This window comes from Gordonia sp. PvP123 (assembly GCF_040547295.1).
GTDB lineage: Bacteria > Actinomycetota > Actinomycetes > Mycobacteriales > Mycobacteriaceae > Gordonia > Gordonia terrae.
Map to the genome: position 1 here is coordinate 443,413 of NZ_JBEPPN010000003.1, position 18,779 is coordinate 462,191.

Consider the following 18,779-nt stretch of genomic DNA (forward strand, 5'->3'; position numbering starts at 1 on the left):
CCTTCTCGGTGTTCAGTTGTCAGTGAGCGGCTTTCGCCGGCTCCGGCAGACGCCCAGCGGCCGCGAGGGCGGCGATGTACCCGTAGACGAGTCCCTGACCGATCGTCGCACCCGCACCGGGATAGGTGGCGCCGAATGCGTTGGCAGCCGAGTTGCCGATCGCGTACAGACCGTCGATCACCGAACCGTCCTCGCGTAGAACCCGGGCGCGGTCGTCGGCACGCAACCCACCACAGGTTCCCAGATCGCTCAACACGACGCGGACCGCGTAGAGCGAATCACGATGCAAGGCCCGCAAATTGGGGTTCGGTGTCACTGTCGGGTCGCCGTAGTACCGATCGTATGCACTCGAACCCCGGCCGAACGCGTGGTCGACACCCACCTCGGCGGCGGCGTTGAACGAATGGAAGGTGTCCACGAAGCGTGACTCGTCGACCCCCATACGCACCGCCAGATCGCGCGGATCGTCCGCGACGACCGCGATACCCTCGTCATACCACTTCTGGGGCAGCGGTTGCCGCGGGAACAAACCGCCCGCCATGACATAGCTGTTCCGGTACTTCTGATCGAAGACGAGCCACATCTCGCCGACCGGATCCCCGGCGCGCTCTCGTTCGAGCACGCGCTGACCGAAACTCATGTAGTCCACGGCTTCGTTGATGAACCGGCGGCCCGAGGCGTCCACGATGAACGAACCCGGCAGGGACCTCTCGGCGAGCAGGACCGACGGCGACCCACCCGGGGGCGCCGCCACCGCCGGAAACCACCACGCCTGGTCCATCGACGCGAGGCCGGCTCCGAGCTCCTGGCCGATCTTGATGGCGTCGCCGGTGTTCGTCGTGGCCCCGAAGCTGATCCCGTCGATCAACTGTTCGGACTGGAACCTGTGGCGCATCTCCATGTCGTGATCGAATCCACCGGCGGCGAGGACAACACCCTTGCGCGCGTGCACGACGGTCTCGACGCCGTTGTGGGACACCACCGCACCCGTCACCCGGCCCTCGTCGGAGAGCAGCTGTAGCAACGGCGTGTCGGTCCACACCGGAATCCCGGCACGCACGACTCCGGCGAACAGGCCCGCGGCCAGAGCTTGGCCGCCGGCCACGTACTCCTTCTTGAGAGCGAGTCCGCCGAGCCCGATCGACAGCGCTTTTGCAGCACGCCACAACGCCCTTCGCGGCACACTGGTCAGCAGATTGAGCCATTTGTAGTCGGCTCCGGTGACGGGCATGGGTAGCGAAGCCTCCATCAGACCCGGACGCAAACGCGCGCGTTCGGGTCCGAGCTGAGCCGCATCGAACGGCTTGCACTCACATGTCCGACCGACTGCGGAGCCGCCCGGCAACTCCGGGTGGTAGTCCGAGTAGCCTGTTGCCCACATGAACTTCATCGGTGTCGTGCGCGAGAGCATCTCGACCGTCGCCGATCCGTGATCTAGGAAGGCGGCACCGCGTTCCGCTGGCGCCGATTCTCCGACAACCGATCTCAAGTAGGTACCCGCAACCTCGGTCGTGTCTTCGGGCTGCTCACGCGTCAGTACGGGATTACCGGGTATCCAGAACGCGCCACCTGACCGTGCGGTCGAACCGCCCACGTACTCCGACTTCTCGACCACCAGGGTCGACAACCCGAGCTCGTTCGCGGCGAGTGCCGCCGCCAGCCCGGTGCCTGCGCCCACGACCAATAGGTCTACCGTCCGCACTGCTTCCTTCGGGGTGGTCATCGTACTGTCACCAAAGCCTTTCGATCGGCCACGAACGTCATGTCCGCGGGATTGGGCTCGCGCATCATGGTCCAGTAGTCGACCAGGCGCCACGGGCACGGCACGATGGCACGTCCGCTGCTGTTGCGGTAGTAGCTGTTGACCGGTCCACCGGTGTGCACCCAGACCGTCTCGTCGAGGGCTTTGTCGACCTCGACGTTGTACTCCTCGAGCACCTCCTGCCGTACATCCATGGAGGCGTAGTCGTGCTCCAGCAGATACTGGAGGCACTCCACCACGTAGTGGACCTGTTCCTCGCTCGTGATGTTGTGTCCGGCTCCGTGATTCGGTGCCGAGTTCGGGCCGGAGGTCACGAAGAGGTTCGGGAAGCCGGACACCTGGACGCCCTTGTACGCGCGCGGATCCTCGCCGCCCTTCCAGACGTGGGCGAGCTTCTCACCGTTCCGTCCGACGATGTCGATCTTCGTCGTGAAGTCGAGCGTGAAACCGGTGGCCAGGATGATCACATCGGCCGGGATGAACTCGCCCGTGGTGGTGTGCACACCGTCAGGGGTCACCCGCTCGAACGAGGCGCGATGCAACGAGACATGGTCGCGCTTCAGTGCTGCGTAGAAGCCGGGATCCTTGACGATCCGCTTTGCGTAGGGGCGGAAGTCCGGCGTCAGCTTCTCGATGAGATCGGGACGGTCCGGGAAGCTGTCCCGCAGATACTTCTGCGCATTCTTCAGGACCATGTCGTTCTCGGCGGACGCGGAGAAGTGGCTCGCCGCCCACTCGGGGTCGACGCGCGGCAAGCGGTAGAGGTTGTCCGAGGCGAACCAGTAGGAACGCAGGCGGAACCACTGGTTGTAGAACGGGAGGTGTTCGAGCGCCCAGCGCTGTCCGGGAGGCACGTCGTGGACGACGGTGCGCTCGGGGACGATCCAGTGCGGGGTGCGGACGACCACGTCGAGGGCCGACACCTTGTCGACGATGCTCGCCACGACCTGGACCGACGTGCAACCGGTTCCCAGGACGATGACTCGCTTGCCGGTGACATCGAGGTCGGCGTCCCACTCGGCGGTGTGGACGACGCGACCGCCGAATGTGTCCAGGCCCGGGACGTCGGGAATGTTGGCAGAGTTCAGCATCCCCAGCGCCGAGATCACGGCCTTGGCCCGGTGACGCTCGACGGCGCCGGAGCGGTCGCGGGTCACGACCTCCCAGTCCTGATCCTCCTCGGACCACGTCATGGACTGCACCGAGGTATCCAGCCGAATGTGCTCGCGGAGCTCATGCTTGGCGACCACGTCGAGCAGGTACTGCTGGTATTCGGGGCCCGTCGGGTAGTACCGGGACCAGTTCGAGTTCAGTTCGAACGAATAGGAGTAGTAGTGGCTCGGCGTGTCGACGGCCGCGCCCGGGTAGGTATTCCGGGTCCAGGTGCCGCCGATCTCGTCCCGGGATTCGAAGACCGTGTAGGAGAAGCCCGCCTGGCCCAACTTGACAGCGGCGTTGATACCGGTGATACCGGCACCGATGACGATCACCTCGAAGTCGGTCGGCGGCGTCACCGTCACCGGGACGTGCCGCTCGTCGGTGACGAAGCCTGCCTGTTCACGCAGCAGAGGGATGAACTCCTCGTCGACCTCCTGCGAGGTGGCCACCCGGGCCATCACTGCGAACAGGTCAGGTGCGGGCACGTCGAGCTGCGCCGCGAGATCGGAACCGGTGAGGATCTCCACCGCACGGGCCCGGATGTCGTCGGCCACGTCCCGCGGATACTGGCCGGCGGGCAGCGCATTCGGCGACGGGGTCCCGTAGTGCGTTCCGGGGCGGGAGTATTCGAGCCTGGCACCGAACTCGTCGAGAAGCGTGGTGTCACCGGTGAGATGGACGAGTGACATGAGCAGCGGCGCCGGGTCGCACTCGGCGAGGATCTGGCGGAGAGCGTCCGGATCGACACGCGCCCGGTCGAATTCGGTTCCGTCGGATTGAATTCCTGCGGAGATAGTCTCGGTCATGGTTTGCCTTCCGGGAGCGGCACACCCATGCGGGTGAGCATGTCTCGTGGGTCTGATGGTGGGAGAAGGTCCAAGAGCTGGCGGCCACGTCGATGCGCCGCGGCCGTGCACATCTCGTCGTCGGAGTGAATCCAGAACTCGCCTTCGGCGATCTGCTCGATCATGTGCTCCGCGGCGTCGAGCGGATCGAGCCCCTTGGTCACGTTGTCGCGCTGCATGGCGTCGAAGACGGCGTTGGCGGTCGGATTGTCGGTCGGTGCCTCCCGCTGAGCCGCGAGGAAGATCTGACTGCGGACCGAGTGCGGGATGATCGCACTGACCTGGATGGGGGCTCCCACGATCGACAGGTCCTGGTGGAGACACTCGGTCATCGCGAGCACTGCATGCTTGCTCACGATGTAAGGACCCTGCACCGCAACCGCATTGAGCCCGCCGACCGATGACATGTTGGCGACACACGCCGGTGATCCTGCCGCGATCATCCGGGGTACGAAGGACCGGAGGCAGTAGAACACCCCGTCGACGTTGATCTGCATCAGGCGTCGCCACCGTGCTTTGTCGATCTCCCACAGCAGACCCGCCGATTCGATCCCCGCGTTGTTGATGAGCAGTTCGACGCTGCCGTGTCGCTCGAACACCGACTCGGCCAGTGCCTCGACCTCATCGGCGCGGCTGACGTCGACTCCCTGCCCTTCGGCCCGCCCTCCTCCCGAGGAGATGTCGGCAGCCACCGCGGCAGCGCGATCGGCGTCGATGTCGGCGACCACGACCGTCATCCCGAGAGATGCCAGCCGGCGCGCGAGGCCCTCTCCGATTCCCGCGGCCGCTCCGGTGACCACTGCGGTTCCGGTCGAGAACCGCTGTTGTGCAACAGCACCCATCGTGGTGCTCACTCCTAGTGTCAGAGCCCGGTGGGGCGGATGTTGGGATTGCTCCACGACGGCGGCTCGCGGCGCGGCAGCTCGTCGCGCCCGTCCAGCGTGCGGACGACAGTGTCGGTTGCCCACGGATAGTGGAGACTGAACGCGATCAATCCGGTACGTTCGGCCGCCGATGCCGTGCACATCTCCAGCACGGTCTGGGCGAGATACTCGACGGGTTCGGTCTCGTAACCCTCGGGGAGCAGTGCCGCCGCGCCGGGCGTCCGGATGGCGGTCGACGGACCGACCGCGTTGACCGCGATGTTGTCGTCGAGCAGTTCCGCGGCAAGCCCCTGGGTGAACCGGTGCTGCGCAGCCTTCGTCGCGGCGTAGATGACGTCGCCGGAGGTCTTGTTGTATTCACGGAAGGGTCGGATCGGGCTCATGCCGGTGGAAGACCCGATGTTGACGATCCAGCCGGCGCCGTTCTTCCGCATGTGCGGTATGGCCCTCTGTGACAGCAGGAAAGGAACCTTCAGATAGTGCTCGACGGTGCGGTCGAAGGTCTCCTCGCTCATGTTCTCGATGCTGCTGTAGTCGGCGAACCCCGCATTGTTCACCAGGATGTCGATGCCGCCGGCGGCCTCTGCCACAGCATCGACGAGGCCGTCACGGTCCACCGGGTTCTCCAGGTCTGCCGGGATCGCGATGGCGGTGCCGCCTGCTTCCTCGATCGCCTGGACGGTCTCGGCCAGCGACCCGGCGAGCACGTGGTTCTCACCGTTGCGCACCGACGGTGACGGCTTGGCCGACCGAGCTGTGACGACCACCGTCGCACCTTCCGATGCCAGCCGGCGGGCAATTCCGCGGCCGATCCCGCGACTGCTGCCGGTGACCAGAGCGACCTTGCCCGTCAACCGCCGGCCCGCCTCCTCTTGTGTCATGACCACCTCTACGCACCTTCTGTGTTCGACTTCACATCTCGCCCTATGCTCGGCCCGGTGCCGCGGCGGTGGGCCGTTCCGGTCCACTCAATGGGAGGGTTGGTTCACCGTCTGCGCGAGGACGTCGCGCATCATCTGCCAGACCTTCTCCCGCGCAGGCGGTGTCAGCGACAATTGCGGAAAGGTCAAGAACCCGTGGAACAATCCGTCGAACCGGTGCTCGATGACCGGGACACCGGACTCGCGCAGGCGGCGCGCATAGTCCTCTCCGGCCGAGCACGGCGGATCGAGTTCGGCCGTCGCCACCACCGCAGCCGGTAGCCCGGCGAGCGACGCCGCGCGCGTGGGAATGATCCGGGCGCTGTCACGCCCGTTCGGCGCGTACTGATCCCAGTACCATCGCATCGCTTTCGTGCTGTTGTAGTAGCCGACTCCGTAGCGTCGATACGACTCGGTGTCGAGGTCGTCGTCGATGACCGGGTAGAGCAGGACCTGAGCGATGATCGCCGGGCCGCCCCGGTCGCGCGCAGCGATGCTCGTGGTGGCGGCCAGGTTTCCGCCGGCGCTGTCGCCGGCGACCGCGATCCGAGCGGGGTCTCCGCCATAGCCGGCGATGTTCTCGGCCGTCCAGCAGATCGCCCGGTACATGTCCTCCATCGCTGCCGGCGCCGGGTTCTCCGGCGCCAGACGGTAATCGACCGACACCACGACGGCGTCGACCTCGGCCGCCATCGCCCGGCAGAGCTCGTCGTGACTGTCGAGGTCGCAGAACACGAAGCCACCGCCATGCGCGAACACCACCACCGGGCGACCATCACCTCGACGATCGTCGGAAGGACCGTGCGGAACGTAGACCCGCACTCTGAGTCGGCCGCCCTCGGGTCCGTCGATCGCGATATCACGGGCGACCGCCATGTCGGGTTGTCGCGACAACGGCGCCCGCCGGGACACGATGATCTCACGCAGTTCGGCGGGATCGTGTTCGGTCACGTCCGGGAACCCGGCCTCCAACGCCGATAGCATCGCCTCGACATCGGGGTGCAGATCGGTTCTCCGTTCAGACATGCTGCAGCCCTCCCCTTCTCACGAGATCGCGAAGCCCTTGTAACCGGCCTCCGCGACTTCGGCGCAGATTTTCCCGTAGTTGCCGAATCCACCGATGTAGGGCATGAACACGCGGGGCTTGCCCTCGATGTTCGCTCCCATGTACCACGAGTTCGCGGTGGGGAAGAGCGTCCCGGCAGCCTTGGCGTTACACTCCGCGACCCAACTGTCGACGGCTTCCTTCTCCGCCTCGATCGTCGCCGCGTTGTGTTCGTCGACATGGGCGATACACGCTGCGATCCAGTCGATGTGCTGCTCGGCGCCGAGCACCATGTTCGCCAGCACGCTCGGGCTTCCGGCACCGGTCACGAAGAACATGTTCGGGAACCCGTTGACGGCGAGGCCGAGATAGGTGCGCGGTCCGGCCGACCACTCCTCGACCATGGTCCGACCGGCCCGACCACGGATGTCGATGCGGGACAGCGAACCGGTCATCGCGTCGAATCCGGTGGCGTAGACGAGCATGTCGAGCGGGTACTCCTGCTCGGTCGTACGCACCCCGCCGGGGGTGATCTCCTCGATCGGGGTGGCTCGCAGGTTCACCAGGGTCACGTTGTCGCGGTTGTAGGTCTCGAAATAGCCGCTGTCGGTGACGATCCGTTTGGTTCCGATGGGGTGGTCGGTGGGGATGAGCAGGTCGGCAACCGCCGGGTCCTTGACGATCTCCCGAATCTTCGTCTCCACGTACTCACGGGCGGTGTCGTTGGCCTCCCGGCTGATCGTCTGGTCCGGGAACGCCTTGGCGAACAGATATCCGCCGCGATGCCACCACTCGTCGTAGACGCGCTTGCGTTCGGCCTCGTCGACCTCCATCGCGCCCTTCGGGTACGGAGCGTTCGGGGTGCCTCCGCCACTCTCCCGGGACAACCGCCTGCGCTCGGCGTAATTCGCCTTGACGTCCGCGATCATCTCGTCGGTGAGCGGCCGGTTGCCGGCCGGGATCGAATAGTTCGGGCTGCGCTGGAAGACCACTACCTGCTCCGCCGTCTCGGCGATCACCGGGATCGACTGGATACCCGACGACCCGGTGCCGATGACACCGACACGTTTACCGTTGAAAACGACTTCGTGGTGCGGCCATTCGCCGGTGTGGTAGCTCTCCCCTTCGAAGAGGTCTCGTCCGGGGATGTCGGGCCGGTTGGTCGCGGAGAGCACCCCGGTCGCCATGACGACGAAGCGCGCCCTCGTGGTCAGCCCGGTGTCGGTGGAGATCGTCCACCGGGCGGAGTCCTCGTCGTACACGGTCGAGGTGACCCGGGTGAGGAAGTCGTAGTGCTTGCGCAGATCGAACCGGTCGGCGACGTGTTCGAGGTACGCGAGGATCTCGGACTGCGTGGCGAATCGTTCCGACCAGGTCCACTCCTGCTGCAGGTCGTCGTCGAACGAGTACGAATAGTCGATGCTCTCGACGTCACACCGCGCGCCCGGATAGCGATTGTGATACCACGTCCCGCCCACGCCCTCGGCGGACTCGAAGCCGTGGACGGTCAGGCCCTGTGCGCGGAGCCTGTACACCGCGTAGAGACCGGAGAGTCCCGCGCCGATGACCACAACATCGTGATCGAAGTCCCTGATCATCACGATGCCACTTCCTCCTCCTGGGCCACTTCCTCGTCCTGGGCCGCTCTGCGTGCCGCCGCCTTCGCCTCGCGCGCCCACATCCACTCATGACCCCAGTAGCTGTCGGCGGTGATCTCTTCTGCGGTGTAGTAACTCTCGTCGACGAGCTTCCCGCCGGTGCCGTACTCGATGTCCCAACCACCCGGAACGCGGACGTAGAAGGACACCATCTTGTCGTTGGTGTGCCGCCCGAGCGTCGAGGACACCGGGAAGTCGCGCGACATCACCTGGTCGTAGGCGCGCCCGACGGCGTCGAGTTCGTCGACCTCCACCATGACGTGGATCAGACCGGGATCACGGCCCTCGAGGCTCGGCATGATCGCGAGGCTGTGATGGCGCTGATTGATGCCGAGGAAGCGAATGCGCAACGGGCCGGCGCCGGGAGGCGACGGCATCCGAAAAGCGCCGCGCGGAAGGAAACCCAGTGTCTCAGTGTAGAAGAGGTAGGAATCGTCGAAGTTCGTGGTCGGCATGACCACGTGCCCCAGACCCTGCTGGCCCGTCACGAACTTCTGACCGTATTTCGTGATCACCGGGCTGTGATCGAGAGCCGGCCCGTGGAACATCTCCAGCGGCGCGCCGCCCGGATCCTTCAGCGAGATGCCGGCTTCGATCTTGCGGGCGTCACAGAGGTCCTGCGACATCGGCGCGTACTCGATGCCCTCGGCGTCGAGCGTGGACATCAACCGCTGCAGGGAGAGGTGGTCACGGACCTCCCAACCCACCGCGCTGACCCGATTGACGTCCGCGCGCTCGACGGTGATCCGCGACGGGCGCTCGTCCATCCGGAAGTGCAGCGCGTCCTCTTCGGGGCCCGAACCCGGCGCGAAACCGAGTACGTCGTAGCCGAGTTCCCGCCAGCGGTCCATGTCGGTGGCCAGAACCCGTACATAGCCGAGACCTCTGATCTCTGTCATGTCGTTGTACTCCCTCGGATTCGCCGGCTCAGATCATCACCCGCAGCGGACCCGCCGGGACCTCGGCGCCGAGCGAGGCCAGTGCCGCTGCGTGGTACGGGGTGCTGGTGACGTGGATCGCGTGGTGCAGACCTGCGTGAGCATCGCGCCAGAACCGCTGGAGCGGGTTGTCCATCCGAAGTGCGTTCCCCCCGGACCGGTCGAACACCTCGTCGGCCGCCCGGACGGCACGCCAGGCCGACCGGATCTGGTTGCGTCGCACCGCTGCCCGGGTCTCGAAGTCGACCTCCCGCCCGGAATCGACCAGGTCCCAGACCCGATCGACGTTGCTCAGCAGTTGTTGCCGGGCCGCGTCGATCTCCGCGGCGGCTTCCCCCAGGGCGTGCAGAACGTAGGGGTCGTCTTTGATCTTGGTGCCGCTTGCGTTCACTCGCTCGCGTTGGTAGTCGATTCCGGCGGCGAGCACACCCTCGCAGATGCCAATGGTCGCCGAGGTGATACCGAGTGGGAACATCGTCGACCAAGGCATCTTGTACAGGGTCTCGGTGACGCCGTACTCCTTGGCCGCGGTGCCGTCGATGACCTCCTGCGACTTCATCACCCGGTAGTCCGGGATGAAGGCATCGGTCACCACGATGTCCTTGCTGCCGGTCCCGCGCAGGCCGACGACGTCCCACGAGTCGTCGATGATCTCGTAGTCCGACCGCGGCAGGATGACGTGCAGCCCGGTCGGGGGCATCAGGGGTTTGCCGTCGTCACCACCCACCATGGCGCCCAGAAAGATCCAGTCACAGTGGTCGGTTCCCGACGAGAACTGCCACCGGCCGGTCATGCGGTACCCACCCTCGACCGGGATCGCGACGCCACCGGGCATGTACGGAGACGCCTGCCAGGTGTCGGAATCGCCGCCGAGGACCTCGTCCTGGACCTTCGGGTCGGCGAAGGCCAACTGCCAGGGGTGGACTCCGACGATGCCGCCGACCCAGCCGGCCGAACCGTAGATGCTCCCCGTCTTCATCACGGTCTCGGCGAATTCTCTCGGGTGGGCTTCGTACCCGTCGTACTTCTTGCGCTGCAGGAGCCGGATGATCCCGGACCGCTTGAGGCCCTTGGCGACATCGTCGGACAGGCGGCCGAGTTTCTCCGATTCCTCGGCGCCGGAACGCAGTTCGTCAGCTCCGTCGACGATCTTGTCGAGGACTTCGTAGCTCATGGTGTTCTCCTGGTGGGTATCTTGTCGACCGCAGGCGGTCAGGATGTCGACTCGGCCGAGGCGGACGTCAGGTTCGGTGCGAACGCGCTGCGCCCGGCCGCGAGGTTGTCGTCGACCTCTGCCTGCCACGACTGCAGCGCGCGCTCGGTGTCGATCTCGTACTCGAAGCGGTTCACCATCTCCGGGGCCACGTCGTCGACGTCGACATAGAACTGCTCGTACCAGCGGCGGAGCTGGTAGACCGGACCGTCCTCCTCGCAGAGGAGCGGATTGTCGATGCGCGACTTGTTCTTCCAGATGTGTACGTCCTGCTCGAAGCCGATGGCGACACCCTTGGCCACCGCCTGGGCGATCTGCTCCGCCTGCTCGTCGGCGAGCCCGGCGGGCTTCTCTACGATGACGCCGTACTGGAGCCGGAACGAGGTCGCCGAGATCGGGTAGTGACAGTTGATGAGGTAGATGTTCGGCCCATCCTCGTGGTCCCGGCCACCGCTCCACAGCTTGTCGATCATGTACGACGGACCGTAATAGGTCGCGTCCGACTGGCTTTCGGTGCTGTAGTTCGTGCTCTGACTGACCCCCGCCGCATCCGGTCGGGGCCGTGTCCGCATCGACTGCGTCGCCGTGTGTCCCTCGAAGACATTTCGGAAGTACGTCGGCATCCCGTAGTGGACATAGAAGAAATGGGCCATGTCCACGACGTTGTCGACGATCTCCCGACAGTGCGACCCGGTGACTTCGATCGAGTTCCAGACCCAGTCCGTCCACCCCGGATCGCCGTAGGTCGGGATCTCGGGGATCGCGAGCTCGGCCGGCGGCTTGCTGTTCTGTGGATCGTGCCAGACGAACAGCTGTCCGCTGACCTCCGAGGTGTGCCACGACCGGGTCCGGGCGATCGGCGGGACTCGCTTGGCGTACGGGATGGCCGCACACTTGCCGTCGCCGCGCCACCGCCAGTCGTGGAACGGGCAGGCGATGGTGTTGCCCTTGATGGTGCCCTGCGCCAGGTTTCCACCCATATGCCGGCAGAACGCGTCGAGGACGTTGATCGTGCCGTCTTCGCCTGCGAACACGACGAGTTCGGTACCGAAGGCGGAGACCTGGTGAGGCTGGCCGTCGGCGAAGTCACGCACCAACCCGAGGCAGTGCCAGCCGCGCGCGAACCGCTCCGGCGGCGCTCCGGCATCGATGACCCTTACCTCGTCGTTGATTTCGGTGGTGGAACTCACTGGGCCTCCTGATCGGATTCTCGCGACATTCCGTCGCTGCATCGCGGTGTGCTCAGCTTGGCAACGGAAGGCCCACTTGTGACGTGCGTCTCCCATCGAATGGGAAGCCGATTCAGAACCCGGGCGGCCGGTTTCAGTACTCGATCTCGATGGCGTCGCTGACCGGCTCGGCCTGACAGGCGAGGATGTACCCCTCCGCCACATCCTCCTCGGCCAGGATCTCGTTGTGCGCCATGGTCACCTCGCCCGTTTTCAGGACGCAGACACAGGCGCTGCAGGCGCCCTCGCGACAGGAGTAGGGCGCGTCCAGGCCGGCCGCGAGCAGCGCGTCGAGCAGTTTCTGCCGTGCCGTCCATTCAACGGTGCGCCGTTCGCCGTCGAGTTCCACCTCGACCGTGCACACAACCTCGCCGGCGTCGGAGCCGGTGGTCTCCGGCGACTCGAGGTTGTCGAACGGATTGCCGTGCAACGACAGGAATCGTTCGGTGTGGACGTGGTCGTGTGGGAAGCCGACCTCCGCGCACACGTCCACGGTGAGATCCATCAGCGGGGTGGGTCCACAGACGTAGACGTTGCGATCGGTCATCGGCCGCAACAACGCCGACAGCCCCTCCCGGGTCGGGTATCCCTGGACCGACTCCAGTATGTGGACCACGGTCAGTCGCGTGGCGAACCGCTCGGTCAGCGAGCGGAGTTCAGCAGCGAAGATCACCGACTCCTCGTCGCGATTCGCGTAGACGAGGAAGACGTGACCGGATCCGCTGACGAGCAGCGACTTGGCAATGGCGATGACCGGCGTGATACCGCTGCCGCCGGCGACCAGCACCACCGGTTCCGTCAGCGAGCGCGGACCGAAGGTGCCTGCGGGCGGAAGGACCTCGAGCTCGTCCCCCACTTCGACGGTGTCACAGATCCAATTCGAGCCGTGCCCGCCGAGAATGCGCTTCACCGTGAACTTCACGTGGGTGTCAGCGTGCGGTGAACTCGCCAGCGAGTAACACCGCGCACTGCCGGTGCCGGCGTCGGGTACCCGAACCGTCAGGAATTGACCGGGGGCATAGTCGAATTCGGCGGCGTCCTCGGGCCGGGGACGCACCACGATCGACCGGGCGTCGGCGGTCTCGTCGATGACCTCGACCACGCGGACACGTCGACCACGACCTCCTTCGGCGGGCGCTCCGGCTGCCGGCAGCGTCACCACCTCGGCGTCGGCGATCGCATCGCTGGACATGAGCCTCCTCATCGTTCTCGAGCGGGATCGCGGCCGCACTGTCGGGCGTAACCGTGCCGCGACCGCACGGACATTCCGCGAAGGATAAGCAGGTGGACCAGCTCCGGCGGGGGCCTGTTCCGCTGGCCGGGAGCACGAGGCGACAGGAGGTCGCGTCGACTGGGACGGTTGGTGTCGCGGTATTGCGGCGCCTGATGGCGGCCGACTGCGCGAGGGTATCGTGATCGGTGTCACACAAGGAGGTCAGGTGAGAACGACACACACGGGCGGCGCCCCCATTTCCGTGGTGGACAGGGTGTCGACGGTGCTCGAAGCCTTCAACGGGACCGGGCCCTTGACCCTTGCGCAGGTCACCGCCCGGACCAAGCTGCCGCGATCGTCCGTGCACCGTCTGCTCGAACAACTCGCCGGCGCCGGATGGTTGGCACGTTCGCCGGATCAGACCTACGAACTCGGCGTCAAAGCCTACGAGCTCGGTCAAGCGGCGCTGAATCAGAACCGGCTCCTCCAGGGCGCCCGCCCCGTGATGGCCGCCTTCGCGCGCCGGACGGGGTACACCATGCAACTCGGCGTCGTCGACGGCGCCGACACGGTCTACCTCGCGAAAGTCAACGGGCGACTGTCGGGCCCAACCCCGACCGCCGTGGGCCAACGAATCCCAGCACACCTGACTGCGCTCGGGAAAGTGGTACTCGCCTACGCGGAGATCTCGCCGCGACGCATCTCACCTCGAGGTCTGCACACAGACGAGGACGGTGAACTCGTCCGGCGCACCGCGCTCAGCATCACAACGGCGTCGCGATTCGACAGCGAGCTCGCGCAGATCCGCGATCGTGGTGGCGCGTTCGATCGGGGAGAGGCTTTCCCGGGGATCGCCTGCGTCGGTGTGTCGATCGGGCCCCCCGATCACATCTACGGCAACATGGCCGGCCTCTCCATCTGCGGTCCGGTGGGAGCGATCGATCATCGCAAACTCCTCGGCCCGGTCCGGATCGCAGCGCGCGAGATCTGGGACCGGTGTGTCGCAGCCGATCTGGCCGATCACTGATACGCGGCTCTCCACTGTCGTCACCGCCCACCGAGTGGGAGACGTGGGCGACGCGACCCTCCCCCCGGGGCACGATCGAGGCCCAGAGCCCTCGTGTACCGGACAGGGCGACGAGAAGGAGGAACGGATGAATCGATTCGACGGCCGACGGGTCCTGATCACGGGCGCGGGTTCGGGGATCGGCAGGGCCACCGCGCTGCGACTGCTGTCCGAGGGTGCCACCGTGGTCGGGGCCGACGTCTCAAGCGGCGGGCTCGCCGCAACCGCGCAGGCCGCAGCCGACGTCGCCGAACCCGACCAGTTCGTCTCGCGTGCCATCGACATCGGCGACGAGGGTTCGGTACGGGACGGCGTCGCCTTCGCCACCGAACACCTCGGCGGGCTCGACGTACTGGTGAACGCCGCCGGGATCCTCCGCAGTGGACACACCGAGCAGGTCACGCTGCACGAGTGGGATCAGATCATCCGCATCAACCTGACCGGCACCTTTCTGATGATCCGGGAGTCGCTGCCGGCGTTGATCGAATGCGGCCGCGGCGTGATCGTCAATTTCAGTTCCACCTCGGCCAGCTTCGCGCACCCCTACATGGCTGCCTATGCGGCCAGCAAGGGCGGCATCCAATCGATGACGCACACCATCGCGCTCGAGTTCGCCAAGCAAGGCATCCGCGCCGTCTCGGTCGCGCCCGGCAGCATCTCGTCCGGCATGACCTCGGCCCCGGGGTTGCCGGAGGACTCCGACGCATCGCTGTTCATGAAGATGCAACCGGTGGTCCGGATCGAAAATTCTGAACCGCCGGCCATCCCCGGCATGGCCGGACCGGATAAGGTCGCCGGCGTCGTGGCCATGCTGGCCTCCGACGACGGTGCGTTCATCAGCGGCACCGAGATCCGCATCGACGGCGGCAGTCACCTCTGACACGGGTTCGTCGATCGACCTGAGCGGGACATGAAGCCGGGCCGTGGCGCGCATTCTGCCGCGCCACGGCCCGGAGTCTTTGTGGAACATGCGTTCCGGAGGCGGACCGCAGGTCGTCTCGCCGTCAGGCGGGTTCGGCTGCCTGTCCCGCGTCGGCGAGTTGTGAGGCCATGTCCGCGACGGCACGGTAAGCCATGACCATCCCGGAACCGAGCGGTGTCCCAGGGCCTGGATAGACCTCCCCCGAGATCGAAGCCGTGGAGTTTCCGGCCGCATACAGGCCTGGCACCACGCCGTTACCGTCGGACCGGAGCACCGCACCGTCGCCGGTGATCACCGCCCCGCCCTTCGTGCCGAGATCACCGAGCACCATCCGGACCGCGTGGAAGCGCGATCCGTCGAGGGCGACCAGGCACTGGTCGGCCGTCTGCGCACCGAGGAAGAACCGGCCGTATGGGTCCTCGCCACGCTGGAAGTCGTCGTCGCTGCCCTGCGCGGCCAGCTGGTTGAAGCGCTCCACGGTCGCGGTGAGCGCCGCGGCGTCGATCCCGATCGCGGACGCCAGGTCGTCGATCGATGATGCGGTGTGCCACAAGCCGGCCTCGGTCATCTCCGCTCGGTCCGGGGACGGCGCACAGATCGCCGGGAGGTCGTCGCCGGATCGGTCGTCGAAGATGTACCAGAACCCATCACCCTTTCCGGCCAGCATCCGTTCGCGCATCGCGCGGCCCATCTGGTCGTACGGGAGCAGTTCGTTCGCGAAACGGCTGCCCGTCTCGTCGACGATGATCCCCGCGCGCAAGCCGAGCGTGAACACCGCGTGGCCGTTCGGGAAGAGGGTTGCCGGGCACCACCATGACTGGTCGAGCAGATCCAGTGCCGCGTCGACACTCCGGAGCATCGCGAGGGCGTCGCCCGATCCCGTGTCCGGGTGCGAGGAGGTCCACTCAGACGAGGGCATGTGCTGAAGATCGCGCCGCAGCTCGGCGTTGCGTTCGAAGCCGCCGGCCGCGAGCAGGACTCCGCCACGCGCCTGAATCCGGTGTTCGCCGTTCGCACTACGAACCACGACGCCGGTGACCCGTCCTGACTCGTCGGAGACCAGGGACTCGGCGGCGGTCTCCGTGTGAAGCTCTGCGCGTCCGGATCCGTCGAGGGCCAGCAACATCCGCGCGATCCAGGCCTGCCCACCGTCGAGCACAGTACGGTCCATCTCGATGCCGAACTGATCGGTCGGGACCATCGGGCGGATGTCGTGGACTCGAGCCCCCACCTCGTCGGCGGCGATCGGTTTGGCGAAGATGCTCCGCCCGTAGTCCTTTCGGCCCGGCGCTGCGTAGTAGTCGGGGAACGGCCGGTGTTCGAGCGGGATCCCGATCTCGTTCTCGAGGAACTCGGCAACCACCGGACCGGTTTCGATGAACGTGCGCTGCACGTCGGGATCGGTCCTCTCGCCGACAGTGCCTCGGAAGTAAGTGAGCCCATTCTCCACCGAGTCCTCGACGCCGTCGCGCGCGAGGACGTGGTTGCCGGGCAACCACACACTGCCGCCCGAGTAGGCCGAGGTCCCGCCGAACCGGTCCGACTTCTCCACCACACACACCGTCAGCCCGCGCGAGGTCGCCGCGAGCGCGCCGGCCAGTGCGGCCCCGCCCGAACCGATGACGACCACGTCGAAACTGCTGTTCCAAGTCATTGCGCACTCCGTGTTCTGGCGCCGCGCCGGCCGTCCCGGCGTGCGCGGATGTCGATCTCATGCCGGCCGCGCTCCTGGTCACCACCGGCAGCGGCCACGCTAATGGCCGCGTGGTGACCCATACCGTTCCGTTCCCGCTCAGTGGTCCTTGTCACGCCGCGGTTTGCACCCGCCCGACGAACTCCAGTTCGTATCCGTCCGGGTCGGCGATCACCCCGATCGTCATCCCGTACTCGGGATACTCGGTGGCCTCGGTGATCACCCTGCCGCCGAGCCCGCAGGCCTGGCGCATGATCGCCGCCGGGTCGTCGGTGTTGAGGACGAACTTGCGCAGCGCGTCACTGTGATCGGCGGGTGCGGACGCCGTGGCGTCGGCGGGCAGGATGAGTTCGAGGCCCGCCGAGCCGGCGCGGACGATCGCCGCGGTGAACGAGGGCGTGGTGAACTCGCGCTCCATCTCGAAACCGCAACCTTTCGTGTAGAACTCGACCGACCTCGTCAGATCGCCGACCCGGATCGCGGTGAGCGAGAGAGTGACCGCGCCGCCGCTCATCGCGTCTGCGACCCACCGTTGAAGTCGAGGGTCTGGCCGGTGATGCCGCCTGCCTCGTCGGAGGCGAGGTACGCACAGAACGCCCCGACCTCGATCGGGTCACCCAGCCGGCCGATCGGAATGGTCTTCAGGATTGTTTCGATCATCTCCGGCGGCATCTTCTCCTCGAGGTTCTTCTGATGACCCAGCGCCACGATGTTGGCGGTGATGCCGTACTGGCCGGTTTCGGCGGCCAGATGCCGAATGAACCCCTCGATACCGCTCTTCCCGGTCGCGTACATCGTCTGGTTGATGTTCTGACCGGTGCGCGCCGAGCCGGACGAGATCTGGACGATCCGCCCCCACCCGGCGTCGCACATTCCATCGATCGCGGCCTTGATGCAGTTCATCGCGCCGAAGATGTTGAGGTCGATGGGGGCTCGCCATTCCTCGGGCGCCAGGTCACGGAAAGGCTTGATCATTCGGCCTTCCGCAACGCCGGCATTGTTCACCACGATGTTCACCTGCCCGCCGAGCTCGGCTTCGGCGGCACGGATGCTGTCGACGGTGGCGCCGTAGTCGACGACGTCGAAGGGTGCGGCTACGGCGCGGTTGCCTTCCTCGACGATCACGGCGGCGACCTTCTCCGCGCGGTCGGCGTGAAGATCGTTGACGATCACCGACGCTCCCTGCCTGGCGAGCACTTTCGCGATCCCTTCGCCAACGCTCTGTCCCGCGCCGCTGACGAACGCGACCCGTCCGGTGAGATCAAACATGTGATTTCCCTTCTTGCCGGCCACTGTCCTGCGGCCGATAGGAGATTCGACGTGGCCCACCCTCGCCCACCGAAAGGCTCGCGAGAGTGACCACCGATCAGTAACGGCGGCCGATTCCGCCGTCGTGGTAGAGCGAGGCTCCGGTGACGAAGCGAGCTTCCTCGGAGGCGAGATAAACGAATGCGTGTGCAGTGTCCTCGGGCCGGCTGCTCGTGTTCAGTGGTGCGGCACTCGCGATAGCAGCCTCGGCTGCGTCCCGATCGGACCACAGACCGCTGTCCACATACTCGACGAGCGCCTCTTCGATCAACGGCGTCATGGTGAGGCCCGGGTGCACCGAGTTGACGCGGACCCGCTGCGGCCCCAATTCATCTGCGGCACACAGTGTGAGCATTCGTCCGGCGGCTTTCGACACCGAATAGGCGAGATTGTTCGGATTGGACATGTACGAGGACATCGACAGGTTGTTGATGATCACGCCGCCACCGGCGAAGCGCTCGTGTGCGGCGAGCAACTGCTCGAGGCACGCCTGCATACCGAGCAGCAGCGCGTCGTGGTTGACCGCCATCACCCTGCGGATGTCCTCGAGGCTGCTGCCGGCGACCCCGCCGTGGACCGAGATCCCCGCATTGTTGACGAGAACGTCGACGACCCCGAACGCCTGGACCGTCGCATCGACGACCGTCGCCCAGCCGTCTGCAGAGGTGACATCGTGTTGCAGGAGCAGGAATCGTCCCTCGCCGAACTCTGCGCTCATCCGCTCGTTGATCTGTTCGGCGTCGTCGGTGCGGAAGTCGGTTCCCACGACGCCCGTGCACCCCTCGCGTAGAAACGCTTCGCACACCGCGAGACCGATGTTGCCCACTCGTCCCGCGCCGGTGACGATGGCAACTTTTCCGTCGAGTCTTCTCATCTCAATCCTTGTTTCGTCGTCCGGCCTGAACGCGGGTGGGCGGAGTGCGTA

General features: G+C 66.1%; 16 protein-coding genes. 2 read left to right on the forward strand and 14 right to left on the reverse strand.

What is annotated here, in order from left to right; genetic code table 11:
* Positions 1-19: 19 nt before the first annotated feature.
* From ABIC25_RS07460 to ABIC25_RS07505, 10 genes are all read right to left on the reverse strand, one after another.
* Positions 20-1,723, reverse strand: coding sequence for a 3-ketosteroid-delta-1-dehydrogenase (locus ABIC25_RS07460; RefSeq protein WP_354560699.1), 1,704 nt, complete (start codon positions 1,721-1,723; stop codon positions 20-22).
* Positions 1,720-3,726, reverse strand: a complete 2,007-nt coding sequence (locus ABIC25_RS07465; protein WP_354560701.1) for a flavin-containing monooxygenase — start codon at positions 3,724-3,726, stop codon at positions 1,720-1,722. Before ABIC25_RS07465 ends, ABIC25_RS07460 begins: the two co-directional genes overlap by 4 nt.
* Positions 3,723-4,607 carry an SDR family NAD(P)-dependent oxidoreductase gene (locus ABIC25_RS07470; protein WP_354560702.1) on the reverse strand — a complete coding sequence of 295 codons (885 nt, stop codon included), beginning with the start codon at positions 4,605-4,607 and terminating at the stop codon, positions 3,723-3,725. Before ABIC25_RS07470 ends, ABIC25_RS07465 begins: the two co-directional genes overlap by 4 nt.
* 20 nt (positions 4,608-4,627) lie before the next feature.
* Positions 4,628-5,530: an SDR family NAD(P)-dependent oxidoreductase gene (locus ABIC25_RS07475; RefSeq protein ID WP_354560704.1), complete on the reverse strand. Its 903-nt coding sequence runs from the start codon at positions 5,528-5,530 to the stop codon at positions 4,628-4,630.
* A gap of 87 nt (positions 5,531-5,617) precedes the next feature.
* Positions 5,618-6,595, reverse strand: a complete 978-nt coding sequence (locus ABIC25_RS07480; RefSeq protein WP_354560706.1) for an alpha/beta hydrolase — start codon at positions 6,593-6,595, stop codon at positions 5,618-5,620.
* 18 nt (positions 6,596-6,613) lie between these two features.
* Positions 6,614-8,212, reverse strand: coding sequence for a flavin-containing monooxygenase (locus ABIC25_RS07485; RefSeq protein ID WP_354560844.1), 1,599 nt, complete (start codon positions 8,210-8,212; stop codon positions 6,614-6,616).
* On the reverse strand, positions 8,212-9,171 hold the full coding sequence (locus tag ABIC25_RS07490; protein WP_354560708.1) for a VOC family protein: 960 nt from the start codon (positions 9,169-9,171) through the stop codon (positions 8,212-8,214). Before ABIC25_RS07490 ends, ABIC25_RS07485 begins: the two co-directional genes overlap by 1 nt.
* Positions 9,172-9,199: 28 nt before the next feature.
* Complete coding sequence (locus ABIC25_RS07495) at positions 9,200-10,384, reverse strand: acyl-CoA dehydrogenase family protein (protein ID WP_354560709.1); 1,185 nt, start codon at positions 10,382-10,384, stop codon at positions 9,200-9,202.
* A 38-nt stretch (positions 10,385-10,422) separates the two neighbouring features.
* Positions 10,423-11,613: a 3-ketosteroid-9-alpha-monooxygenase, oxygenase component gene (locus ABIC25_RS07500; protein WP_354560711.1), complete on the reverse strand. Its 1,191-nt coding sequence runs from the start codon at positions 11,611-11,613 to the stop codon at positions 10,423-10,425.
* Positions 11,614-11,746: 133 nt separating this feature from the next.
* A complete protein-coding gene (locus ABIC25_RS07505; RefSeq protein WP_354560713.1) occupies positions 11,747-12,844 on the reverse strand; it encodes a 2Fe-2S iron-sulfur cluster-binding protein in 1,098 nt (365 codons plus the stop codon).
* A gap of 247 nt (positions 12,845-13,091) precedes the next feature.
* Here ABIC25_RS07505 and ABIC25_RS07510 point away from each other — a divergent pair, with 247 nt between their 5' ends.
* Both ABIC25_RS07510 and ABIC25_RS07515 read left to right on the forward strand, forming a co-directional pair.
* Entirely contained in the window at positions 13,092-13,892 is an 801-nt protein-coding gene (locus ABIC25_RS07510; protein WP_354560714.1) for an IclR family transcriptional regulator, read from the forward strand.
* Between the two features lie 127 nt (positions 13,893-14,019).
* Positions 14,020-14,811 (forward strand): SDR family NAD(P)-dependent oxidoreductase, encoded by a 792-nt coding sequence (locus ABIC25_RS07515; RefSeq protein WP_354560716.1) that lies wholly within the window; start codon positions 14,020-14,022, stop codon positions 14,809-14,811.
* A 124-nt stretch (positions 14,812-14,935) separates the two neighbouring features.
* On the opposite strand, the gene ABIC25_RS07520 is transcribed toward ABIC25_RS07515, so the two are convergent.
* The 4 genes from ABIC25_RS07520 to ABIC25_RS07535 form a co-directional block, all read right to left on the reverse strand.
* Positions 14,936-16,507, reverse strand: a complete 1,572-nt coding sequence (locus tag ABIC25_RS07520) for an FAD-dependent oxidoreductase (RefSeq protein ID WP_354560718.1) — start codon at positions 16,505-16,507, stop codon at positions 14,936-14,938.
* A gap of 151 nt (positions 16,508-16,658) precedes the next feature.
* On the reverse strand, positions 16,659-17,060 hold the full coding sequence (locus ABIC25_RS07525; protein WP_354560720.1) for a VOC family protein: 402 nt from the start codon (positions 17,058-17,060) through the stop codon (positions 16,659-16,661).
* Positions 17,057-17,815: an SDR family NAD(P)-dependent oxidoreductase gene (locus ABIC25_RS07530; RefSeq protein ID WP_354560721.1), complete on the reverse strand. Its 759-nt coding sequence runs from the start codon at positions 17,813-17,815 to the stop codon at positions 17,057-17,059. The genes ABIC25_RS07525 and ABIC25_RS07530 overlap by 4 nt, the downstream gene beginning before the upstream one ends.
* 97 nt (positions 17,816-17,912) lie before the next feature.
* Positions 17,913-18,728, reverse strand: a complete 816-nt coding sequence (locus ABIC25_RS07535; RefSeq protein ID WP_354560723.1) for an SDR family NAD(P)-dependent oxidoreductase — start codon at positions 18,726-18,728, stop codon at positions 17,913-17,915.
* Positions 18,729-18,779: the final 51 nt, after the last annotated feature.